This window comes from Halobacillus litoralis (assembly GCF_009856415.1).
Classification (GTDB): Bacteria; Bacillota; Bacilli; order Bacillales; family Halobacillaceae; genus Halobacillus; species Halobacillus litoralis_C.
Genome location: NZ_WMEZ01000001.1, coordinates 402478 through 427440, shown reverse-complemented (window position 1 = coordinate 427440; position 24963 = coordinate 402478). Strand labels below are relative to the sequence as shown.

24 protein-coding genes are annotated in these 24963 nt (G+C 39.4%); 2 read left to right on the top strand and 22 right to left on the bottom strand.

The features are described from left to right. Positions 1-70: 70 nt before the first annotated feature. Entirely contained in the window at positions 71-1054 is a 984-nt protein-coding gene (locus tag GLV98_RS02305) for an HNH endonuclease domain-containing protein (RefSeq protein ID WP_160911711.1), read from the bottom strand. Positions 1055-1093: 39 nt separating this feature from the next. After that, a complete protein-coding gene (locus tag GLV98_RS02300) occupies positions 1094-1417 on the bottom strand; it encodes a nucleoside triphosphate pyrophosphohydrolase (protein ID WP_160911709.1) in 324 nt (107 codons plus the stop codon). A 174-nt stretch (positions 1418-1591) separates the two neighbouring features. On the opposite strand from GLV98_RS02300, the gene GLV98_RS02295 reads away from it, so the two are divergent. Next, positions 1592-3388, top strand: a complete 1797-nt coding sequence (locus tag GLV98_RS02295) for a GmrSD restriction endonuclease domain-containing protein (protein WP_160911707.1) — start codon at positions 1592-1594, stop codon at positions 3386-3388. Between the two features lie 840 nt (positions 3389-4228). Here the strand turns inward: GLV98_RS02295 and GLV98_RS02290 are convergent. From GLV98_RS02290 to GLV98_RS02195, 20 genes are all read right to left on the bottom strand, one after another. Continuing rightward, positions 4229-4399 carry a hypothetical protein gene (locus GLV98_RS02290; protein ID WP_160911705.1) on the bottom strand — a complete coding sequence of 57 codons (171 nt, stop codon included), beginning with the start codon at positions 4397-4399 and terminating at the stop codon, positions 4229-4231. Positions 4400-4445: 46 nt separating this feature from the next. Beyond that, complete coding sequence (locus GLV98_RS02285) at positions 4446-5369, bottom strand: hypothetical protein (RefSeq protein ID WP_160911703.1); 924 nt, start codon at positions 5367-5369, stop codon at positions 4446-4448. A gap of 133 nt (positions 5370-5502) precedes the next feature. Then, complete coding sequence (locus tag GLV98_RS02280) at positions 5503-8097, bottom strand: DEAD/DEAH box helicase family protein (protein WP_160911701.1); 2595 nt, start codon at positions 8095-8097, stop codon at positions 5503-5505. Next, complete coding sequence (locus tag GLV98_RS02275) at positions 8097-9983, bottom strand: site-specific DNA-methyltransferase (protein ID WP_160911699.1); 1887 nt, start codon at positions 9981-9983, stop codon at positions 8097-8099. The genes GLV98_RS02280 and GLV98_RS02275 overlap by 1 nt, the downstream gene beginning before the upstream one ends. 261 nt (positions 9984-10244) lie before the next feature. Beyond that, positions 10245-10409 carry a hypothetical protein gene (locus GLV98_RS02270; protein ID WP_160911697.1) on the bottom strand — a complete coding sequence of 55 codons (165 nt, stop codon included), beginning with the start codon at positions 10407-10409 and terminating at the stop codon, positions 10245-10247. Positions 10410-10870: 461 nt separating this feature from the next. Continuing rightward, positions 10871-12109, bottom strand: a complete 1239-nt coding sequence (gene dnaB, locus GLV98_RS02265; RefSeq protein WP_160911695.1) for a replicative DNA helicase — start codon at positions 12107-12109, stop codon at positions 10871-10873. Then, entirely contained in the window at positions 12099-12431 is a 333-nt protein-coding gene (locus tag GLV98_RS02260; RefSeq protein WP_160911693.1) for a hypothetical protein, read from the bottom strand. Before GLV98_RS02260 ends, dnaB begins: the two co-directional genes overlap by 11 nt. Further along, entirely contained in the window at positions 12428-13153 is a 726-nt protein-coding gene (locus tag GLV98_RS02255; protein ID WP_160911691.1) for a DnaD domain protein, read from the bottom strand. Before GLV98_RS02255 ends, GLV98_RS02260 begins: the two co-directional genes overlap by 4 nt. A gap of 154 nt (positions 13154-13307) precedes the next feature. Continuing rightward, positions 13308-14180, bottom strand: coding sequence for a TIGR03943 family putative permease subunit (locus GLV98_RS02250; RefSeq protein ID WP_160911689.1), 873 nt, complete (start codon positions 14178-14180; stop codon positions 13308-13310). A gap of 7 nt (positions 14181-14187) precedes the next feature. Further along, on the bottom strand, positions 14188-15201 hold the full coding sequence (locus GLV98_RS02245; protein WP_160911686.1) for a permease: 1014 nt from the start codon (positions 15199-15201) through the stop codon (positions 14188-14190). 78 nt (positions 15202-15279) lie between these two features. Beyond that, entirely contained in the window at positions 15280-16242 is a 963-nt protein-coding gene (locus tag GLV98_RS02240) for a GTP-binding protein (protein WP_160911684.1), read from the bottom strand. A gap of 469 nt (positions 16243-16711) precedes the next feature. After that, positions 16712-17017: an AbrB/MazE/SpoVT family DNA-binding domain-containing protein gene (locus GLV98_RS02235; protein ID WP_160911682.1), complete on the bottom strand. Its 306-nt coding sequence runs from the start codon at positions 17015-17017 to the stop codon at positions 16712-16714. 171 nt (positions 17018-17188) lie between these two features. Next, positions 17189-18862, bottom strand: coding sequence for a metal ABC transporter solute-binding protein, Zn/Mn family (locus tag GLV98_RS02230; RefSeq protein ID WP_160911680.1), 1674 nt, complete (start codon positions 18860-18862; stop codon positions 17189-17191). 94 nt (positions 18863-18956) lie between these two features. Beyond that, positions 18957-19361, bottom strand: coding sequence for a Fur family transcriptional regulator (locus tag GLV98_RS02225; RefSeq protein ID WP_160911678.1), 405 nt, complete (start codon positions 19359-19361; stop codon positions 18957-18959). 83 nt (positions 19362-19444) lie between these two features. Next, the gene (gene rpsN, locus GLV98_RS02220; RefSeq protein WP_160911675.1) at positions 19445-19714 is read right to left on the bottom strand and encodes a 30S ribosomal protein S14; all 270 of its coding nucleotides are present in this window, start codon (positions 19712-19714) and stop codon (positions 19445-19447) included. A gap of 44 nt (positions 19715-19758) precedes the next feature. Continuing rightward, positions 19759-20304: a dCTP deaminase gene (dcd, locus tag GLV98_RS02215; protein WP_160911673.1), complete on the bottom strand. Its 546-nt coding sequence runs from the start codon at positions 20302-20304 to the stop codon at positions 19759-19761. A 19-nt stretch (positions 20305-20323) separates the two neighbouring features. Further along, on the bottom strand, positions 20324-21526 hold the full coding sequence (locus GLV98_RS02210) for a GTP-binding protein (RefSeq protein WP_160911671.1): 1203 nt from the start codon (positions 21524-21526) through the stop codon (positions 20324-20326). 54 nt (positions 21527-21580) lie between these two features. Then, positions 21581-22558, bottom strand: coding sequence for a CobW family GTP-binding protein (locus GLV98_RS02205; RefSeq protein WP_160911669.1), 978 nt, complete (start codon positions 22556-22558; stop codon positions 21581-21583). After that, positions 22555-22986 (bottom strand): Fe-S cluster assembly sulfur transfer protein SufU, encoded by a 432-nt coding sequence (gene sufU, locus GLV98_RS02200; RefSeq protein WP_202409879.1) that lies wholly within the window; start codon positions 22984-22986, stop codon positions 22555-22557. Before sufU ends, GLV98_RS02205 begins: the two co-directional genes overlap by 4 nt. A 98-nt stretch (positions 22987-23084) precedes the next feature. Further along, positions 23085-23447, bottom strand: a complete 363-nt coding sequence (locus GLV98_RS02195) for a hypothetical protein (RefSeq protein ID WP_160911664.1) — start codon at positions 23445-23447, stop codon at positions 23085-23087. A gap of 475 nt (positions 23448-23922) precedes the next feature. Here GLV98_RS02195 and GLV98_RS02190 point away from each other — a divergent pair, with 475 nt between their 5' ends. Beyond that, positions 23923-24870: a CobW family GTP-binding protein gene (locus GLV98_RS02190; RefSeq protein ID WP_160911662.1), complete on the top strand. Its 948-nt coding sequence runs from the start codon at positions 23923-23925 to the stop codon at positions 24868-24870. Positions 24871-24963: the final 93 nt, after the last annotated feature.

Below are 24963 nucleotides of genomic sequence, written 5' to 3'. Positions count from 1 at the left end.
TAATTCCTTTTTTTAAGGGTAATTACTTTATAAGTAGTCAAATTCGATAATTGTAGAATTTTTCAATCCATCATCTAGGCCACCAAATATTTTCATATCCATTCTGTATAGAATATTCATAGAGATGAATCATTTTCTCTTCTTTATAATTTTTAAGATTTTTATCCTGTGATACAATTTCCTGTTGTACCACTAAAACTTCATTCCGTTCCACTACTAGTCTAAGGAAATCACGTATAGGCAACTTATCTTTTTTCGATGTGTTACACTTGCTGCAAGTTAAAACAAGGTTCCATAACTGATCCGACTGTACGAATGACCATGGAATGAAATGATCAACATGAGTTTTGGCCTGCCCTTTATTTAACGGTTTATCACAGTAGAAACACGTGTTTTCAGTATATTGAAGTAGCACTCGTTCAAACGGCTTTAAAGTAGAACGCTTCGCAATACTTTCTACCTTTTCCAACAAGTAATTGATGTGCGGAGCATCGTTCAATCTTTCTATCATCTTAGCCATATGGTAATTGATGAGATCTACCATTAAGAGCTGGTACTTTCTCATGAATGTCAAAACAGTCCTGTTAAACTGAAATCTTTCTTCTTTGTGGTCAAAAGCATAAAAGGACCCTTGCGTATCTCCATAAAGAGCTCCAAAAACGTTTGTCTTCATAACTGCTTTTATTCTCGTTGTTGCCTTCACCTGGATAGTGGCATTAAGTTTATCAAACGTAATATCTTCTGGAATAGACTCTTCTCTTTGAATTTCAATCAGTCGCTTCACCACAGCTGATCCGCTAGTTCCCTGCTCTAATCCATGATGAATCACAAGGTTCCAATAGATTTTTGCAAAAGAATAAGCAAGCTGATCATAGAAAACCACAGCTTCATCATCAACTTGATACAAATTTTCAATCATGGCCTTTAACAAACCATATTTGTAAGTTGAAGACTTTTTTGATCTTGTAGTTAAAATAGTTGTGAAGGATCTCCAAATTTGTTCTTCTGTTAAATAGATGGATTGGAGTTCTCCTACCCGCAACTTGTGGCTCATAATTTACTCCTTCGTCCTTTCTGATATATATCCATTCTATTAATCTTCGACATGTCCTAAAAAAAACTTTTCGTCGAATGATCCTTTATTTTCTGCTTTTTCCTTTCGTACTTTTCCCACTTCTTCTATAGTAGATCCGTGTTGCCTTGCAAGTGCCCTCACTAACTCAAGAACGTCCGCTAACTCCTCTACTGCATCTACATCACTTTCTGCTTCCAGGTATTCGTTCACTTCTTCCTGAATCTTTTTTCTCAGTTCTATGTAGTATTCTTCCTCTGAGAGTATTTGGGCTTCTAGGTCCTTTCCTTGTTTTTCAATAATTTGTGGTATAAGATCGCGGACCAGTTTATTATATATAGGCATATTTAAACTCCTCTTCTAAAGATAAGCATATTTTACCAATAATAGACTATAAGGGAAAGTAGATCATAGAAGCCCCTTTATTCCACTTTGGTTTATGATCAACAGCTTTCTACTGTACATCTATTATTTTTGTTATTATAAAGTTAAAGAGAAATAAAAAAGGAGCATTATTTTATGTCGAATTACAACGTTAATAATAGCACGGTTAATGCTTTACTAGGATGGATAGAAGAAGATATTGTTGCCATACCTGAAATCCAAAGGCCTTTTGTATGGAAATCATCAAAAGTTCGCGATTTATTAGACTCGCTATATAAAGATTATCCCATAGGTTATATCATTACATGGCAAAATCCAGATGCGAGATTAAAAGACGGCAGTATATCACATGGCAAAAGAATTCTTATTGATGGCCAACAACGTGTAACGGCGCTTATGGCAGCTATTTCTGGCAAAGAAGTTCTCAATAAAAAGTTTCAAAACAGACGCATAAAAATAGCATTTCATCCTTTTGAAGAAAAATTCGAAGTGCAAAATACTGCCATATTGAATGATAAAAAGTGGATACCTGATATCTCTAAAATATTTAACAGCACCTTCAGTCAGTTCAATTTTATCAATACATATTGTCAGGAAAATCCTGAAATGAATCCAGATACACTAAATGCAATACTTCAACGGTTAATAAATATTAAACACAGCACTCTCGGGATTATTGAGTTAAATCATACGCTTGATATCGAAACAGTTACAGAAATATTCATCAGAATAAATTCAGCTGGCGTGAGTTTAAGTCAAGCTGACTTTGCTATGTCCAAGATCTCTGTTAATGATGTATATAACGGGCCTATCATCCGAAAAACCATTGATTACTTTTCCCATTTAATCAAGAGTCCAGCTATTTATGATGATATTAAGAAAAATGATAGTGAATTTGCAAGCTCTGATCCTTTCCATAAAATTAAATGGGTTAAAGATTATAATACAAATATTTACGAACCAAGTTATTCTGATGTGTTGAGAGTGGCATTTACGTATAAATTTTTACGCGGAAGGCTATCCAACTTAGTAAGCTTATTGTCTGGTAGAGATTTTGAAACCAGAGAATACAAAGAAGACATCATTGAAAATTCGTTTAAGGATTTAAGTGATGGGGTTATCAAATTTGTGGATGAAACAAACTTCAAACGTTTTATTATGATTTTAAAGTCCGCAGGGATTATTGATACTAAATTAATCAGATCACAGAATAGCCTTAACTTTGCTTATTCTTTATTTTTACTTTTAAGGGAGCGTGGCTTTAATTCCTCTAATATCAACCATGCTGTTAGAAAGTGGCTCGTTATTTCAATACTTACAGAGAGATATTCAAGTTCACCAGAATCAATGTTTGACTTTGATATAAAACGGTTTGCCAATGCTAATAACCCAAATGACTATATCACCTCTATTGAGAACGGTGAATTATCAGATGCCTATTGGGAGAACATTTTCATGGACAACCTAGAAACATCTGTTGCAAGCAGTCCCTATTTCAACCTTTATCTCATGTCACAGATTTATGATAACGATTATGCATTTTTATCAAAGTCAATACGTGTCCAACAATTAATTGAAGAACGTGGAGATGTTCATCATGTATTCCCTAAAAAGTATTTACAAAATAATGGATATAATAACCGTCGCCACTATAATCAAATCGCTAACTACGTCTATACGGAACAAGCAGTTAATTTAGCGATCAGGGATCAAGCTCCAGAAAAATACATGGAGGTTGTTAGAAAACAAATTACTGATAGTGAGTTAGCAATTGGAGAAATAAATGATGAATCATCGCTAAGAGAAAATATGAAGATGAATTGCGTTCCTGAAGCGATATTTTCAATGACTGCCAATAACTATGATGAATTTCTGGTTGAACGCAGGCGAATGATAATGGAAAAAATCAGAAGATTCTATGAGAAGTTGTAAGAAGTATCCCAAACCCTATTCACCTCCCACTATCTGCATAAATAACTCTCTAATTTATAAAGTTTGCTTATATAATCGTTTCTCACCTAAGGAGAAGGTTGTGCTTAAATAGATACCATTGTCCATAAAAAGACCTATGCCGATAAGAGCTTTGACAAATTCAGAGGCATAGGTCTTTTTCTAATATTCGTTCAAGTCACAATCCTTAATTGACGATAAAATTCCCAGAACCGCTTCATTCTTGCTATCAGACTCTACTTTAAAATGGCGATCATAAATTTTGGTCATAGCAATCCATTGATCCGCTTGATAAATCTCAATAAATAATGGATTTCGCTTAACCTTAAGATACAAATATTCTTTATAAATTATGTATGGTCCCTCCTGACGATTATTTATAGATTAGTCCGGTGTTTCATTGATTTCTACTAGAAGCCTACCTGGATGTCCTTCATGGACATTATCAATTCTATAAAGCATAGGAGTGATCGGGGCTCTTAGCCTTAGCTTGATGAAACTGATGTATGTCCGATTAATACCAACTTAATGAGCGAGTTCTACTTGTGATATTCCTCTTTCTTCACATAATCGCTCTGTTTGTCTTCCCCACACTTTTCTTGCTTCTACATCAAAACCTTTTTCCATACTTGAATTTGCTAACTAGGGTGAAGACTCATCTGGAATTTTCCAGAGATAATAATAGTGTATAATTGTAAAAGTTACGTAAGATATTTTACTAATTAATGTATTTCACTTATGAAATTGTTGTATTAGTAAGTTGTATTGGGGACAGTATGAAAATTTCAGTCCCCAACCTGTCCCCACAAAAAGTATTCGAACTTATATTTCAACAGAGCCATCTGTCACAAATTCAAAAGCAATTACATCACGCTTTTGTAACGCACTTAACACACTTTTAGCAATATGCATTTCCTCTTCACCATACGTATCTTCACGTACTCCCTCTACGTACAATATTGCTTCTTTATTTTTCACTTCAAATTTAACCATTATTATTCCCCCTACACTGTATTTAGTTATCGCATTTAGAGATTCCTTAAATATATTGCTCCTTCTTAATAATATCTACTATATTACTAATAAATTGCGTTTGTTCAGATTTATTTGTAGGCAGATCTAATCCATAGCAATTGCCCGCTTCTAAACTCCCGTATCCACCAGTCGCTTCTTCAAAAAGTACATAATCAAACTTTTCTTTTGTTGGATAATAAAGGATGTACAATGGAATGTCGTTTCCCATATTTTCTTTAAGAATTGCTAAACGATTGTATTTTCTTGTATCCTTTCCATTTGAATAGTACCTTTCAAACTTGTGATTTTCAATGTCTTCAGTTAGAGTGTGTTTCTTAAACTCTATTATTGCGAATGGGTTTTTCTCCTTATCAAGTAAAACTAAATCAACATCTCCAGGCCAAGCTGAATCAGTACGAGATAAATAGCATTCAAGACGGGATGTTGAGTAGATCAGCCCCTTACCACCTACATGTACTGGTCCTCCTGATAAGAATTGTATTTGTTCCATTAGCTGATAAATATTTAATCTATCAAAACCATCAACTCGTCCTTCAGAATTAATGTTAACTTTTAATATCGGAAAGTCGCCTTCATCTAAGTTATTCCAGTCAGTAGATTCCCTAAAGATTAAATACTTAACGGAACCTTGTGGTATTCTTGCTAGATCCTCTACAAACTCCTTTGAATCACAAGCATAGATTAAACCTTCCAAAATCTCATCATTAACATTGGATAATTCCTCTTCACTTAATATCCTCTTAACCCAGTATTCATCAGATAGTTTATAATTACTCCAGTTGACAAAAAAGTCGAAGCCTACAGCTGAAAGGGAAAATTGTTCTAATATGTCACGGGGAAACCAATCTCCTGCGTCACCTGCAACAGGGTGAAGGGATGATAGTCTAGTACGGTCGTCGCACCTTGCATGAAAAGGTTTTCTTAGCATATAATTACCTCCAATGGAATTATTTGTACAGTTTAAGTATGAGATAAAATGAATTTTTTTACAATATAACAAGTAATTAAACCTAAAAAAAAAGACCCTAGTAGGGTCTTTTTTCGTTTTATCAATATAGCAATTATTTATTGAGTTTATTTCTTTTCAAAACCTTCATTGAAAAATCTTCTTTAAACTCTCTTCTTAGATCTGTATCTTCAGAATAAAATTTTATACCATGCAATCTTACACTTTCATTTTCTGCCAACACTACTACGTCAGGGTTGTCTGATATCTCCATAAGGATATCTTCTTTCCATTTATCTTCTGTGTACCACTTTTTACCTTTTGGTTCAAGGAATACTTGATAAGTGAAGTCAGCATCTTTTAGGTACAGTAAAAAATCTGGCATAAACCCTCTTGTACCATTAAATTCCACTATCTTTGCTTTCCTTTCATTTCGGATCAAATAAACTTCAGAATAGATTTCCTCTAATTCTTGAATAATATTGGCTATGAAGTCTATCATTTCATATTCAAGTCCGTTAACCACTGCGTTATCGTACACAAACCAGTCATGTCTCTTCATGTTTTTGGACTGTATAACTTGGTTCAATTGTATTTTATCAGAAGCTTTATTCTTTTCTATTACATAATCAGTTATTACTTTTGAAATGTCTACCCCTTCAAATGAGTAGGTACCACGCTCTTTCAAATAATTCGATTTAATTTTTCCCTCAACATAAGACAAGAATTGTTCTATAAATCCCAACTTCTCTTTTGCACTTAGGTCATTGAGTGATAGTCCTAACGGTAGAGATATAATTATTGATACGCTCGATAGAAAGTTTTCCCCTTCTATGAAATCTTTAATAGAAGTAATTGCGGGAACATAAGTTTTCAAATTGTTAAATCGATAAAATTTATTGCGTTGTATAGCCTTCCTTAGCATAGATATACTTACATTAAAATATTCCTCGTGTTTTGCAGTTTGAGACCGGGTTTCTTTATTGGAACCGAACCTCTTCTCTACACCTACATCATAACTAATTGAATATTCCTTAGAGACACCATAATCTTTTAAAGACTGGTAATCACTTACAGATGTAGGAACAGTTTTATTTACGTAGACCTTTCCTTTTTTATAAAAATCCGTCTTTTTAATTTTAGGTTTTACCTTAGCCTCTAACTTCACGTAATGATCTTCTACTGTTTGTATATCAGCCGCTTCCAATGATTGTTCTAGCTTCTTTATATATGAGTTCTCATTTATTGTGTGATAGTGCAATGTTTCTATTGCTTTCAGATCAGTTTCTTTAAAGTCAAACCTTCTCATATATGATTTTTCACCCATAAATATAAATGGATGATATCGAGCTCCCCTTCCTATTAATTGAGCTTCACTATCAGTGGTTTTTTTCGTAGCCGTAGCTCCTTCACTTATACGAACTATGTCAAATAGATTTAGGACGTCCCAACCTTCGTTTAACTTAGCTACAGCAAAAATTGCTCTTATGGGATTGTTTAAGTCTTCTAATGTATTGAGTAATATTGCATTGCTTTCAGAAACTAAGGATTGCTCATTAGCGTTTAGTATTGATTCATTAGAAAAATCCCATTGTAAATCCTCAATGACCTTTTCTAAATTCCGCATTTCGTAGTACTTATACATTTTATTCCATATACTTCGCTCATTATCGTGAATAGATAAACCGTTCTGTATGTTATTTTTCAGCTGATCAACACTTAATCCTTCAATTAAGTCTAAGAAATCTCTATTAGCTTCTTTCGATATAGAAATTTTATTTGATTTAAAAAGTATAATTGGTTTAAAATCGACTCCATTAGATTGAGCAATATATTTTTTGTATTGGCTTAATAAAGCTGCGTTAAACATTTTATTTAAATCTTCTTGATTAGAACGTAATAGTATTACATTCTTCGAATAACCTTGATCCATAAAGCTTTTCAAGTCATATTGATAAACTATTTTGTCACAATATTTGTTAAAAAGTGCTTCATTATCTAAGTCAATTGTTGCTGTGAATTCAACCAATCTATTTGAGTAATCTAGTTTTAACAATTTTTGAACAGTACTTTCCCAAGTCTTTTCTACTAATTCTTTTTTGGAAAGCTTTTTCTTCTCGCTTTTTGTTAAGGTGTTAATATGATGTGCTTCATCCGCTAATAGAACGGTTCTCATTTCCTTCAGCATGTCAAATGAGATTTTATTCTCACCTGGTTTAGTTAAATCTGAATGAAGCTTTTGTATTGTAGTTAGCTTGAGATAAATAGTGTTTTCAGCTGGTGAGATAGGGAAAACATCCACTAATTGTATTTTAATACTTTTACCATCAATTACTATTCCAGGATCATTAAATAAATACTTGGGAGAGTTTGTATTGGTTAGGTTATCTCTGGTTTTTTTAATGATAGCATCACTGTTTACAAAGAAAATAAAGTTCTGCAAGCCTTTTTCTTTAAATAAATATAAAATTGTTCCAGCCAAGACCAGTGTTTTCCCAGACCCTGTTGCCATATGAAATAACAAGTGTTTAAATGAAACATCTGCTGTGTCTGCACGTTGAGTGTATATAAACTGTCTTAAAGCTTGCTTTTGGTATGGTCTTATTTCGTGATTTAAATTATCTAAAATATACTTAGGAACGTCAGGTATTTCCTCAAATATATCCTTAAACCTGGTTTGTATACGCGAATGCAATATTTCGTTTGACATTACAAATCTTCCTTGCTTTTATTATAATAAGAGTCATTAAACTCCTTTACAATATCACTTATTTCAAATTCAGAGTCTTCCATTTCAGAATAATTCAAATACAATAAGTTAGCATCAAGGGCTCGTATTATCAGTTCTTTCTTCTCATCGAAACTTAGGTTCTCCTTAGGTTCGTTAATTTCTTCAATTAGGCGGTTTATTTCTACCTTATAATCATAAAGTGCGTAATGACTAATTTCATTTAAGAAATTTATCAATTCATACTCATTTTTAGCTTGGCTAATAGAGCTAACGGCTTTTTGGTTCAATTGATATAACTCTGCATAAACAAAACTACCGCCGCCATTCCAATTTACTTCCTTAGAAATACCGCCTTGTTCTCCTTCAATAACCTTTTTAAACCTAGCTATAGAAACATCTTCAATATAATCCATTTGTTCAATACCGATGAATTGTCTATTCATTTTCATAGCCACAGCTTGTGTAGTACCTGATCCCATGAAAAAGTCCAAAACAATATCGTTTTCATTAGAACCAAGATGAATTATTTTATTGAGTAAGCGTTCTGGTTTCGGTGTTGAGAAGACTTCATCTGCGTTGAACTTCTTTGTTTCTTCTCTTGCCTCATGGTTGTGACCAACTTCAGTATGACTCCAGATTGTCTTGGATGGTGTTCCTTGGTTTTTTAGATCACTTAGGAAGGTTTTTCTTGAAGGGGTTGCTGTTCCATCCTTTCCAAACCATATCTCATTATTTTCATCCATTCTTTGAAGTGATTCTTTAGAAAACCTTGAAAATGTACCTGCTGGCGGTGTAAATGTTACTCCATTTTTAAAAGTATAACTGAACTTTTCAGCAGTTAATGAACCACTTTTAGCATGTAAAGGTGTGGACTTCCATAGCCCTTTAGGGTGATTATCCGGATTTTTATATGCTTTATTCATTTCTTCTGTACGTGGCATTTGATTAGGACGCCAGACATTCTTATCTTTAGCATAAACTAGAATATGGTCATGGTTATCAGATAGCCATTTGGCATCGTTTGCCACGGTGTATTTCTTTTCCCATACAACATTGTTTATGAAGTTGTCTCTCCCAAAAATCTCGTCACACAGAACTTTTAAGTAATGAGACTCATCGTCGTCTATTGAAATCCATATAGAGCCGTCTGATGCTAACAGTTCCTTAGCTACTTCAATTCGATTTTTCATAAACGTTAACCAAGTTGAGTGATTAAACCTATCATTGTATTTAAAACTGTCGCCACCTGTATTGTAAGGGGGGTCAATAAAGATTAACTTGACTTGTCCGCTAAATCGCTCTTTTAAAGTATGTAAAGCAATCAAGTTATTACCTTTTAAAATAAGATTATCACTTTGATCAAACTGGTTTGCTTTCTCCATACCGTTTGAAGTGTACCTTTTTGCATTAGTTAACACCTTTGGAGAGAGGAGAATATCAATCTCTTCTCTTGCTAAAATCGTATGGTGGTAAACTTCATTTTTACCTCTGTCTTCTCTAGTCATTCCTCCCTGAAGTACACAATCCTTATGCGGATAATCTATTACTACATCATTGTTATACTTTATATATTTTGAATCACTAGTCAAACCAATTTCATTACTGAACCTGGTATAACTATCTGCCCAATAATTTTTAAAGCGTAGCATACTAATAAATTCATTAATCTTAAAAATAGTTCCACTACTTACGTTGAGTGAATATGCATCTTTTATCTTTATGTTTGTAAGCAATTTTTCAATAAGGTCTTCTCTATACTCTCTGAGATCTTCAATCACTTTATTTTTTAATAGAATATTCTCATCCCAATATTCTGGGAATGAAGATAGTTCTTTTTTTACTTGTGACAACAATTCTGGTTCCATCAATATCCTCCTCTGTTCTCCTTAAACCTTCTAGCTTCATGCTATATATTTTATCACCCTTCAAACAATATATCTAAACTTCTATTTCTGGTAACATTAAATAATCGACTAGTGCTACGCTCACCAATGGCAGTAGGAAAATCTCTTAAATTAAAATTAGTAGTATAAATTGTTGGTTTCCCACTTTGGTTAATAATTTGAAAGGTCTTATTTTTTCCCAGCTTTTTGTGTTTCTTTTTTATACTTATTGTGTTGCAGCTCTCAACTTTCCGAATGAACCTTACGGGTATAGCAATAAGCCAGGATGGTCTCTTCTTTGGTGGATACAACGTGGATGACCCTTCGTGAGGTTTTCCCTTGGTCACCCGTGTAAATGAGTTCCAGTTGTTGCTTATCTTCTAAAGCCCTTCTCAATACTCCATTCATTATCATCACTTCCCACAACATAAACGCGAACATTTGTTCTATTTATGTATATATTACCACAACGCCGTTAGAAGTAAACTGGTAAATGAAGGTCTCATAAATAAGAACATACAGGGATTAGAACAGCACCTCACCTGAATTCGCTGATCTAAGGGGAGTCCGAATAGCCTTGGCACTGCCCATGGTCTTTTCAGATGTACATGTTGCATCTGTTTATTCATCCATTTCTCGGTTATCGTCATTATTGTTATTTTCTTCAAAAGGTTCCTGAAGGTCAATTTCCCAGTAAAAGTGCTTGACCCACACCAGGTTAACACTTTAGCTAAGCGGTAGGTAGAGACTTCCATTAAAATATAATGATTTAACAGAGACTATAACAAATGGAATTTTCTCTAGAAGATAATGCTTACGGTCATCTGAACAATGGTAGTTATTTTATTTTATGACTAACCAAATCCAAATCAGGCAAACCGTCCAAACTCTTTCTCAAACCCCAACATCACCGTCCCAATCGGACCATTCCTCTGCTTCCTCAAAATAACCTCCACCACATCACTGCCTTCCTGCGAATAGTAGTCATCGCGGTACAAAAAGCTGATGACGTCGGCGTCCTGTTCGATGTTGCCGGATTCCCTCAAGTCGGACATCATCGGCCTTTTGTCTTGTCGCTGTTCGACGCTTCGGGAGAGTTGGGAAAGTAGGATAATCGGAATGTTGAGTTCACGGGCGAGGAGTTTCAGTTCGCGCGTGATGGCGCCGACTTCGAGGTCTCGGCGTTCGTAGCGGCCTTTGACATTCATAAGCTGCAAGTAATCGATGATGATGAGGTGATCATGGTCGGGGTCGGAAGCTACGGACGCTCTGATCTTTGTCGTGATGTCCTGGACGGTTTGTTGTCGTTCGTGGATAGAAAGGTTCCACTCGGCGATCTCACCTATGGCATGGAAGGAACGTTTGTAGTCTTCTGCTGAGAAACACATCGAGCGCCATTTCTGCCCGTCGATGCGCGCTTCTGAAGAAATCACCCGCTGCAGCAGCTGCTTGGATCCCATTTCCAGACTGAACAGGTCGACGGCTCCTCCGTTCTTGCAATGGTTCATGGCGATATTCAAGGCGAAGGCGGTCTTCCCCATCGAAGGCCGGGCGGCGACGATGATCAAATCGCCACGCTGCGCGCCACCGGTCATTTTGTCATAGTCTTCGAACCCTGTGGCTAAACCTGTCTGGACAGGTGATGAAATCATCTCGATGGCTATGTCACTGAGTTGCTCTTTCACCGTCTGCTCATCCGCTTCCTGGTCCTTATCCATCAGGTGGAGCTGCTGCTTCAAACCAAGCAACGCATCGGCACTCGGATTCTCGATGTACTTGATCGCCGACTGTCTCATTTGCTGGTTCGTGTAGGATTCGATGAGGAGCTTTTCATAGAAGTGGAAGTTCTCGGTTGTAGGGACGGATTCGGCCAGCCCAAGCAAGTAGCCCACTCCCCCGACCTGGGCGATCTCTTCTCCGAGACTCGTGGTGACCGTCACCATATCCACCGGCGTTCCGTTGTTGTCCACCTGCTGCATCGCTAAGAAAATGCGTCGATGGTCGTGTCGGGAAAAATGCTCTGGGGCGAGCGTAGTCTGCTTAATTTTCTCCCCGTCTACGAGAAAAATACCTAAGACGGCCTGTTCCGTCTGTAGATTATGACTCATGGGACTTCTCCTCTGCCAGCAAACGGAGCTTGTCCATGAACCGCTGGCGGATCTCATCAGATACTTCCGCTGCTTCCGCTTCCCACACTTTCATCTGCTCCAAGTGACGGTTTTCCTCCGGTTCATAGACTGCGATTTCTCCGATGGTCGGCGGGAACGGACTGCGGACGGCGAAATCGGAAAGCTTGGCCAGCACCCCTTGATAATCCATTTCCAAAAGCTTCGGAATCAGCATATTTGCGACACGCTCGGTGATATCGAATTTCTGCGGATACAATTCACTGATCGTCTCGAGCACCTCGATAGCTTCTTCTCTCTTCATACCCGTACCTCCTCTCTCAACTTATCGAACACCGATTTGTTTTTCTCATGTTTCGAATTGGTCCTCTGCTTCTTGTGATCCTGCTGGGCTCGTTCCGCTCCTCTTAGGGTGCGGACGCCACCTTGCTGCCACTGTTTCAAAATGCCTTCACAATAGCTGAAGAAACGCTTGTTGCTCTCGACCGCAAGCTTCATCGATTGGATGACGAGTTCATCAGACAACTCTTCACACCACTGGGTAATTTTCTCTGCGATGAACGGTGACAGTGTCCCGATGTTGTTTTCGTAAAAATGGTGGGGATTATCGTCTGGCTTTTCTACTACTTCTTCTTTTTCTTTCGTTTCGTTTTGTTTACTTAATGTGTTCGACTTGCCGGTATCGCTGCCGTTCGACTTGCCGCCACTGTTCTCCTCCCCACTGTCGTTCTCGCTGTCCATTTCTTCATATAGAGGGGTGATCCGATAGATGGGAGCCTGGTTGCCTGGTCTCGAAGTGAACGTCACATACCCTTTCTCCACGAGTTCCTTGCGTGCTTTCCTAATACTGCTCTCGCTCAAGTTGGATTTCAGACAAAGGACCGTCATCGAAGCCGAGAATTCTTTTTTCCAGCGGGATTTGTTATTCACATGCATGAGGCTGTGCCAAAGGTTGATGGCGGCAGAAGTCAGAGGGTTGAATTCCTGGTGATCGTAGAAGGCGTTGATCGCTTTGATATAGTTCATTTGGATTCTCCTATTCTTATGGAAAGATGGAGGATTTGTGCATAGAAAAACACTTCCTCAATTCTATAATCGAAGGAAGTGTGTGTTTAGTGTCTATGAATTTGAAAATTTTTTATTTTTTTCGAAAAGGTTTGTCCCTTAATTATGACGGACTTTAAAGAACCTTCGTCAAAATAGGGAAAATGTAAGGATTGGTCGGCTCAGGGATCGGGGTAATTTCTTTTATCTGAATGATTGGAAGTTCGACACCATTATACTCACCAACATCAATCACACCACGCACTTCCACCCACGTATCTACACCAAAGTTAACGGCCTCATCCGATTCACTCAACCATCCAATGACCCTGGCATCGGCGACGCAGTGGGTGATCAGAAACCTTGCCACCACGAGCTGATTGGGATCTAATCCTTCCTCTTTGTAAACAAAACCTTTCATTTGAATTGTTTTCCCTTTATATTGATGGAGATTTTCTTCTATTTCATGATAATACGAAGCGAAAATATCCTCGTTCATTTCAATCACTTCATCGTTGAGAAGGCCCATTTTCTGTTCATATTCCTCATCCGTCAAATAGTTGTTATTGGGGATCGGCTTGTTCTCATCGAGAGTCGGTGGTTTCGATGATGCTTCCTCTTGATAAGCATTTCCTCCTTGTGGGAGAAGGGAACCTTTATTTTTGGCAATCGTAGCATCCAGGGAGGTGAGCTCCAATCCAAACCCTGTACATAAAGGAAAAAGGAGAACCAAGTAACTCACCCACCTTTTTACATACGACTGCTTGTGATCATGGTCCTCGGTACACCCGGGAGCGCAGGAGGCATGTTCATTGCTATTCCCCTGCCATACTCTCCCCAGCTGGACGAAGAACAGAAGAACGATCACACCTGCGGCCACCTGACTCATCAGGACATATTTGGGGTTGATCAATTTCACAATATCCCCGGTATGGTGCAATTGAATAAGGAAAAAAGCGAAGGCGGCTAATAGGATCAGTTTCATGAATTGATAAAAGTGAAAGCGCACCGCCTACTCACCTGCCCACCATAGATATAGTGATCGTACATACGAAAACAATGACCGTGATGGAAAGGAACAATGTGAACACGAACCTGGATTTGAACACACTCAACAACATGATGGTATTTTTCAAATCGATCATAGGTCCATAGATTAAGAAGGCTAAAACAGCGCCGGAAGGGAACAAACTGCTGAAGGATGCTCCGATAAAAGCGTCCGCCTCTGAACATAAGGACAACACGAAAGCAAGTCCCATCATGACGACCGTCGCCCCCATCAATCCTTCGCCGAACAAAAAGAGGGACTGGGCTTGTACATACGTTTGAACAAAGGCAGCAACGAAAGCACCAATGATTAAGTACTTTCCCATATCAAAGAATTCGTCAATCGAATGGACACACATTCCTTTTAGCTTTTTCATGAACGATACTTCTGTTTGCGGGGACCCTTCAGAACCATACAAACCGGAAACCGAATGTTTGAGCTGGTTGGACTTGAATAAAGTGCTGATGAAGAGGGCGATCAGCAGCGCCGCAACAAAACCCACGCCCATCCGTAACCCTGCCATTCTCATATCATTCCCAAAGGCCATATACGTAGATAAAATGACAATCGGGTTGATCAATGGTCCCGTCAGAAGAAATCCAATACTCGCGGGCAAGGGCACTCCTTTTGCTACTAACCGGCGGACAATGGGGACGATGCCACATTCACACGCGGGAAAAACAGATCCCACCAGACAGCCCATCAGGATCGCCCGGTACTTATTTTGCGGGATCCACCGCTTCACATGTTCTTCTGTAATAAACATTTGGATACACCCGGCAATGAGAACGCCGATGAGTACAAAAGGAATGGCCTCAATGATGAGACTGAGAAAGATCGTGTTCAGCTGATTGAAAGAACCGGGCAGGATCATTGAAGCACTCTTTCCAAGCCATTGACTATACGTAACAAAGTAAGCAACCATAACAAAAGCTAAAACGGCTGTCACATCCAATACTGTGTTGTAAAGCCTGAAAGTCATAGCTTCCTCCTATCCCATGCTTATTCTCGTTCCACCATCAATCATCCATTCTGCGGTCCTTAAGTTTCAGCTGTTCCTTTATCGCTTTCCTATCCGGTTGAAGCTGTTCAGAAGTTCGGTCCGCTGGATCCGGTCGCCGATCAAAATGATGGCCGGATGAATTCCTGCTTGTTGTTGAATCTTTTCAAACTCCAGGGTGTTGGAGGAATATTGAAAGGAATAAAGTCCTTCATGCCCTGCAAGATTCACGACTCCTTTTCCTCGTAAGACCGTTTTAGGTAAGTGGCTCAACCAATGTTCCAGCTCCTGTTTCTTCACCATTGGCACGGGGGCAATCTTTATTGCCTGCAACCCGGAATGATGATGGGAATGGGCCGCCTCTTCTCTCATTTCCGTTGAAGAATGGGTAGAAGTAGAATGATCGATTCGTCTCTTCCATAACTCCTCCAGTGGGACCCGCCCATAGGTCGTCTGAAAGATCGGAACGGAATCTCCTGCAAGACCTTTGATTTTCCTGATGGTTTTATTTAAGGTCTTCTCTTTAGTAAGATCCTGTTTGTTTAACAGAATGACATCGGCGCTGGTCATCTGTTCTTCCAGCAGTTTCCGTATGTCCGCAGTGCTTGAAAAAACACTTTGATACTCTAAAAAGGTACTGGAGTCTATCAAACTAATCATCGAATACAAACGGAAATGAGACGAATAAACAGGATTCTCTAATACTTTCTTCACTTCGAGAGGGTTGGAAACGCCTGTTCCTTCAATAATTAAAAGGTCCAGCTTATTCCTTTGCGCCTCCTCTATCAATTCATCCAGTGTCGTCTCTAAATCTTTCTTGATAGTACAGCATATGCAGCCATTTAATAGTTCTTTCACGTTTTGTTTTTGAAAGAGAGGTTTTTCGATATTCACTTCTCCCAGTTCATTCAAAATCACCCCTACCCGTTGGTTCTTCCTCTCACATTCTTCGATCAGTTTTAATAAAACGGTGGTTTTTCCACTTCCTAAGAAGCCACTAATCATATACGTCGGTATGAGCACGAACAGCATCCTCCTCCATTTGTTAAATCGTAAACGTTACTATTTAAAACAATCTACTATCTAAAGAAGAAAAATATGCGTATGAACCAATGGCTTTTCCTAAAATTCATCCAAAGGCCTCATTCGATTGTAGGACTCCGAATTTGAAGGTGGGTATTCATCAGAACGATGACTATTGGTCGCTTGAACATCCAAGGATACGCTCAAATCAACAACAGTCTCTGAGCACACCATAAAGCAGGAGTAATTTTAATATCATCCTTCATTCAGGCCATGAAATCATTCTTTTACAAGAGTATGGACAGCCGCCTGATGGATAACGAAAAAAAGCGAACCACGGCATGGTGGTTCGCTCCTAGCATGTTTACAATGTGGAAGAGGCATATGCCTATATGGGGGGAGATAGGTAGTGAAATCCATAGGGGATGGAACACAAACGATACTTCCCAATATCTGAAAGCCATTCTCCTTATTCTTGCATAGGCTTCATGATTACAGCCATCTCTCCTTCTTCTATATCCATATGGAAACGTTTCAAGCCTTTCCGCTCAAAGTAGGTACGTATTTCTTTCGGTACATAAATCAGTCCTTTTCTTCCCACCGTGCTCATCACATCCAGGGTTCTTTCGTAAGCGGGCTTAATAACAATCCGATGATTCACGACGTTAAACGTGACGGTCATGCCGTCTTCGATCTGTAATTTCCTTCTCCATTCAATAGGCATGTTGAAATCGCTTTTGCATGTGAAATCGATCGTTTTATGCGTCTGTTTCATACTTATTCCTCTCCATACTCCAATTGGGTGTGATGTGTTTTTGTAGAATAGATCATTGACCACCCCTATGTATTCATGCGCGAATAATAGAAAAGCCGAAGACCATGTTCAGTCTTCAGCTTTTCCCCCTTCTATGATCACCGGAATAGTTATGATAACCAGAATAGTATCTTAATGGGCCATCATTTCATGGGCGATCTCCTGTCCATCCATATCTAATGGATAGTAGGTCGGCCAGTGGGTCACTTCCTCAAGCAAAGCCTCACGGTCATCGCCCCAGTACAGGTGATAGTGACCCGCTTTGGTTGGATAGATACTATGGTCACTGAACTGAATATACGTTGGAAGGCCTTCCGCTTCTTCCTCCAGTTTGAAGATATATCTTACCCCTCTATTGCCTTTATCGTAAGTCAAGATTTCATACCCATCCGAGACATATTCCCCGGATCGTTCTTTTCCATCTTCATAAAAAGTGACGGTCTTTCCGTGAATATCAATACGATTCACATCTGTCTTATACCCCTGCTCATAATATTCCTTGTATTCTTCCGATGTCTTGTCCCCTTCTTCTGCTTTATGAGCATAGACTTCATCAAGCGTTCCGTCTTTATGGTGTGGGTACACCGACTGCCAGTCTCCTTCCCAATCGGAAAGTTTTCGGTCCTCCACTTGGCTGTCTTCAAAATAGCCGTCATAAATTTTCTGCGCTTCTTCGTCATGCCCATGTTCATGGCTGTGGTCATGATCGTGCTCCTCAGATTCTTCCGTGTTTTCTGAAGCTGCCGAAGGATTCGCTAAAGCGGTTGAAAGGACTTCTAAGTTACGCTTCATGAGGCTGAAGTAATCCTCATCATTTTCAAGATCTTCTTCTGTTAAGACAGATAAGTTATGGATGCGTAACGTCTCGGCGTCGATTTCCTGGCGTACAACTTCTGCTACTTTAGGGGTGACATTCTGTTCGAAAAGGACATGATTCAAGCCATTTTCTTCAGCCGTTTTCACGATATTTTCCAGGTCCTTCTGTGAAGGTTCATTCGCAGGGCTTAGTCCAGACACCGCCACCTGCTCTATGCCGTAATTTTCTTCCCAATAGCCATAGGCGGCATGGGATACGATAATCTTATTCCCAGGCAGGCTTTCCATCTTCGTATGGAACTCTTCGTCTAAACGTTCAAGATCTTCTTTCAGCTTCTCAAAATTTTCTAGGAATACGTCTTCCTGTTCAGGGTTTATTTCAACTAATGTATCTTTAATATGTTCGGCCATTTCAATGGAACGGATTGGATCCAGCCAAACGTGAGGGTCCTGATCGCCATGATGATGCCTCTCATGTCCCTCTTCGTCGCTATCTTCACCACCGGAATGTTCGTCATGACTACCTTCTTCGTCGGCATGGTCGTCCTCACCGTGAGCATGGTCGTCATGGCTATCTTCTTCGCCGTGGTTATGACTGTGATCTTTTAAATCTATTCCTTTGGATGCTTCGAGAATTTGAACATCTTCCGACTCGATAGAATCAGAGATTTTCTTCGCATAAGGCTCTAATCCTGCACCGTTATAGATGAAAGCATCCGATTCAGCGATTTCTATCATTTCTTTCGTCGTTGGTTCATAAGTATGCGGGTCGGTTCCCGGTGGCAGAATAGATTCTACTGAAGCTGACTCTCCAGCGATTTGTTCTGTGAAAAACTGTAGCGGATAAACCGTAGTAAACACCTTCATCTCTTCCGTTGAATCCTGCGTTTCTTTTTCACTTTCATCACTGCTTGCCTCTTCCCCATTACATGCAGCCATGGTAAAGATCACGAAACATAAACTGAATAATCCTAAAAATTTCTTAAACATTTGTTCTCCTCCTTCTATTCCACACTTGATATTATCGTAACCATTACTATTTGTAAATAGTAATCATTACTTTTAATATGCGCTCCCTGTCATTTCAATGACATTGAGGACAGATCCCATAAACTTCAAATTTGTGATTTTCAATAACATACCCTTCCAAATCATTCTTGATGAGTTCCATCGGACAAAGGTCTATATCTTTCGTTTCCCTGCATGCCTTACAAATAAAGAGATGCTTATGGCCCGGACGCGCAAGCCGGAAATGCTTTTCCCTATTCATCTCTATGGTTTCCAATAGCTTTTCCTCTGTTAGAAGATAAAGGTTTTTATAAACGGTGGCATAGCTGACACCAGGGAAATATTGCTGAATGTCCCTTATGACATCTTTAGCTGCCAGATAATGATGCTGATCGATGAAAATCTTCAGCATTCTCTCTCTTTGTTTTGTACGTTTATATCCTTTTTCTTTTAAGGTATGGATGGCTGTTTGTAAGTCCAATAGACTTCACCCTTTACTCATTAGATATCATAATCCTGATCTACCTGCTCTTCATCAGGGACAGAAGGCCGGTCACTGGTCACTTACCAGCTTGATTTTTTCACACCGGGAATCTGACCTTTATGTGCATATTCTCTGAAGGCGATCCGGGACATCTTGAACTTTCTCATATATCCACGTGGTCTTCCCGTCACTTCACACCTCCCTGTTAAACGTGTGGGAGAGGAATCACGAGGAAGCTTTCGAAGTGCTTCATCATCCCCTTTGGCTTTCAGCTCTTTTCTAAGTTCCGCGTATTTCGCTACCATCTCCTGTCTTTTTTTCTCTTTTGCTACTTTAGATTTCTTAGCCATTCTGTATGCTCTCCTTTAATAATAATCATTACGATTTAAAATTTTTAAAAATGATTCTCTTTATCTCGATATACGGCACTAGCTGTTGTACTGGATTGACCCCTATATTTACCTTGATAGGCGTTCGTCGGTCGATCCATCTGGGCAAGAACGAGTTGACAGATCCTCCACCCCTCCGTCAATTCAATCGGGCACCGATTTGAATTGAACAATTCCAGCGTGATGCGTCCTTCAAATCCCGGATCCACCCAGCCTGCATTCTGCACGAACAACCCCATCCTCCCGATGGAACTTCTCCCTTCGACAAATGCGGTGAGATCATCAGGTAATTTCACCCATTCCTTCGTCGTCGCAAGAATAAATGAATGAGGAGGGATAATTATGGATTCATTATGGCCAATATAGATATCGCGATAGGAAGCTTTCTGTTTGAAAGACAGTTGGCCTGTACTATGTTCGTCTACTGTCATAAAGTGCCTGCCCAGTGTCAAGTCAACAGAAGCAGGCTGAACATGATCCAGGATAAATGGATTGATGCCCAACTCCTCTTTCTCCACCTTGTTCCGTATAGACTCACGGGATAGTATCATGTTGTCACCTTCTTCATTTTCATTGGTAGGATTTGACTTCCCAGTTAAATGGATCTTCCATCTCCGACCATTCCATGTCCGCCTCTTCAGGCGTTACCAAACACTCATCCAACTCTTTGGTAATCGTTTCCTTATCAAGTTCCACTCCAATGAAGACAAGCTTGGTCATTCGATCACCATACTCCACATCCCAATCGTTCAACACATCCGGGTTTTGCATAATCGTACGATCTTTTTGTTCTTTCGGGAGAGCAGCTACCCAGTAGGAGACCAGTTCTATGGAAACCGATGGACCTGCTTGTGATAAAAGAAGCGCCAGATCATTCCTTGTGGCACACCAGGAGATTCCTTTGGCCCTTACTATCGAAGTCGGCATCCGGCCGATCCAATCGTAGAAGCGTTGGGAATGAAAAGGAAGCCTTCTCTTATATACAAAAGATTGAATGCCATATTCTTCTGTTTCCGGGGTATGGGCCTCAGGGCCTGCCATCAATTCCTGGAGCCACCCAGCCGATTGACTCGCCTTTTCAAAATTAAAGCGATGCGTATTGATAATCTTCTCTGGATCGATTTCACTGAACGTAGTTGGGATGATTTCCGCATCAGGCTGTACCGTCCGCACCACTTTTGTCAATGCATTCAGTTGCTCCTCCGTCACCATGTCGCATTTATTCAATAGAAGCACATCGCAAAATTCAATTTGGTCGATCAACAGATCTGCAAGATTCCGTTCGTCCTCTTCCCCTACCGCCTGCTTTCTGTCCAACAGACGGTCTCCGGATTCATAATCGTGCCAAAACCGGTAAGCGTCCACCACCGTTACCATCGTGTCCAAACGACAGAACCGGGTAAGGTCGATTCCGAGCTCTTCATCGATATAAGAAAAGGTTTGGGCAACCGGCACAGGCTCGCTGATGCCTGTTGACTCAATCACGATATAATCCACATCCCCGGCTTTTGCAATCTTCTCCACTTCAATCAATAAATCTTCTCTTAACGTACAGCAGATGCAGCCATTGGACATCTCGACCAAATTCTCATCCACTCTGGAAAAATGGCCGCCTTTCTCTACTAAGTCTGCGTCGATATTGATTTCACTCATGTCATTGACGATGACAGCGATTTTAAGTCCATCGCGGTTGTTTAATAGATGATTGAGTAACGTGGTTTTTCCTGAACCTAAGTAACCACTCAAGACCGTGACTGGTATTTTCTTCTCCATTGTTACCCTCCTATAAAAGTAATGATTACGATTTAAAACTGTGTAAAAAAATTTCTACTCCGTCACACACTGCTGGAACTGTTCCGTAAGACTTTTTTTATCTAAGTTCTTTCCAATAAATACAAGCTCACTTACCCGCTCATCATCTCCCCACGAACCAGCTTCCTCGCCTGCAAAAAGCATATGAACACCTTGAAAAACAAAGCGTCTCTCTTTTCCCTCAATGTTCAAAACCCCTTTGTAACGGTATAACTTCTCTCCCTGAATTTGAACGAGAAAGGATAACCAAAGGTTTAGCTTTTTCAAATTCAATGGCTTCACTTCCCGAAGAGCCAAAGAAGATATTTCATCATCATGGGAATGGTGATGGCTGTTCAAAAAATCTGGATGTCCTCTCAATTTTTCCTGCAAGTCAAAGGAATAAATCCCAAGAACTTCACCTGGTGAAATCCGGCTGTTTTCACAGAGGTGTTGAGAGGCGGTGGGATTGATGCGTTCCAATCTTTTTCGCAGATCCGTGAGCTGATCCTTTGTTACCAAATCCACTTTGTTGACAAGGACAACGTCGGCAAAAGCGATTTGATTGATAGCTTCCCCCTGTTGATCCAAGTGTCTGGAAATATGCTTCGCATCAACCAATGTACAAACCACATCGATGAAGTAATCTTCGACCACTTCTTTATCCATCAGGAATGTCTGCACAACAGGAGCAGGATCAGCGAGTCCTGTCGTTTCAATAATCACACGGTCAAACTCAATCATTTTCTCGTCCCTGGATATCGCAAGCATGGATAACGTATCAATTAAATCTTTGCGTACATTACAGCAGATGCAGCCACTGTTTATTTCGATGATTTCTTCTTTCGTTTGTTCAATGAGCTGATCATCAATCCCTATATCTCCAAACTCGTTCACGATGAGTGCTGTCTTTTCTTCTGTATGCTTCAGTAGATGATTAAGGAAAGTGGTCTTTCCCGATCCCAAATACCCCGTCACTATGGTTACAGGTATTCTTGTATCCATCTCCGTCATATTTTTTGCTCCTTCAACCATCGATCAAGTGCTTGCCAAGGCATAAGTGCACAATTATGTCTGGCACGTAATGTATGTACACCCTGGAGTGATGCGGCATCCCCTAATTCAATCCCATCCTCCCGGTGTCCTTCCCTTATTAAGCGTTCAAAAGCACGTCTCTTCTTCAGGCATTCCCCCACGGTATGCTTTTTCAAAAGCTCAGTCATCATGGAGCATGAAGCCATACTAATGCTGCAGCCTTCACCTTCGAAAGATAAATCCTCCATTCTCCCTTCCTTTACGCTTAAATATAAGACCATCATATCTCCGCAAGTGGGATTTTTATAATGAATTTTATGAATATCTCTTTCTCCGTCCATCGCTCCATAATTTCGTTTATATTTGGCGTGGTCCATTACAATTTTACGATATAGATCATCCAACATGATCAAAACCTCCTCACTCTTATGATCGTAAGCGTAGACGGCCCCATAAAATTACAGAGCTCCGCTCCTATTTCCTCCTCTGATCGATTCCAGTTTCGTTACGAATGCGGAAGTGATACAAAATAAAGTTTTTGATCCTTTTTTACGTTCAAGTCAGCATGAATAGAGTCTGTACAATCGATGAATTTGACAGCGTCCATCTTCGAGGGAAGCTGTCGAGCGACTTCCTCCTCGATCTCTTTCATCACCTGCAATAATTCAAATAAAGTTAATTCAAAATGGTCCGCTGCTAGCTTATGAGGAGATTCAAGTTTAAGACGGGTTATAAATTCTCCTGCGGAATCCACTTCTTCTGCCATGTCATCCTCCATTTTAATGACATAGTTATATAGATCCCGCTGTTTTTGTGGCAGGGTACTTATAATATTGTCCGTTAGTATGTTAAGTAAATAATCACTCATCGTTTCACCTCCGAATCCGAATCTCTCTATGTACCTTGTCTGTTTCCATTTTTCTGGGTGGATCGAGTACATTTCCTTCTGGCTTTCTTCTGTGAATGAACTCAGGTGATTTCATACATATTGGGGATATAAATAATCAATGATCGATAATTTTTCATGTAAGGATGTTCCCCTACGTTACGAATCAATAGAACGTTTTAATAGTAATGATTACTATTTAACTTACAAAGAATAATGTATCACTTAATTTCTATGAGGACAAGCATAAATTCATTTTTTATTTAATTTCTTCCTTCCCTTTTACTCTCTCGTGGGTAAATACAAAGGGGTGAAAATGTTGCATCTTTCATTAAATGAAGTTAAAATGTAAGCCTTCACAAATATTCGTAATCATTACTATTAAAATAATTTACGGATGACAAATGATGTGAACTAGCAAGGCACTAATACTTACTTTACAAGGAGTGTTTATGTATTGGCACATACCGGAATCCACATACTTTCTGGTTTCTTAGGTTCAGGAAAAACAACGCTATTGCAGAGAATACTGGAAGAAGAATATCAAAGAGGACGAAAAGTGGGCGTGATTATGAATGAAGCAGGCGAACTGCCGATCGATACCCAGTCATTGCCTGAGGGCACCCCTTTAAAAGAACTGTTAAACGGCTGTGTCTGCTGCACTCTTTCTGATAAACTGGAAACTCAAATCTCGGATATCCTCTACCATCATGATCTGGATGTACTCTATATAGAAACGACAGGTGTTGCACACCCGGTTGAGGTATTAGATGCGTGTTTAACTCCCTTTTTATCCAATAAAGTTAAAGTGAATTCGATCATAACCATGGTCGATCCCAATAGTTGGGCGGGACGGCATAACCTCAGAATCCCACTCAGAAAGCTGATTACAGAACAAGTCAAGCATGCAGACCTTGTCATTCTGAATAAATCAGATCAGCTCACTATACGAAATAAAGAGAAATTGATGAGAGAATTAAATGAAATAAACCCTGGTGGTAAGGTGCTTGCAGCTAAGCACGCTCAAGTTCCCTGGGATACATTTTCAATTATAGAAACTAAACAAAGAAATGAGCATGAAAAAGAGCAGACGATTGATCACCTTCATATTAAGACATATGTTCATACATTCTCCTCTCCCGTCAACAAGGAACGATTTGAAAACTTCTTGAAATCCATGCCTGAGCAGATTTATCGTATTAAGGGATATATTCGACTTACAGGTCAACCAGGTACTCAACTTTTTCAATATGCTTATGGAATGCCAAGTTTTACCCCTTCTCCTCTAAATTTGGAAAACAATTTAGTGTTTATTGGTGATGACCTTGATCATGCAGCTTTGAATGAGGAACTGAGAGAGGTAGAGGAAGAATCTTCTCCTTCACATTCAAGTACGCAAGATTAGCCGGCGTGTGTTTTTCATTTAAAGATCACTCATCCCTTCCCGCCAGGAAGGAAAGGTCTATACACGTGATTATTTTTTAAGTTGTCGCTAAAC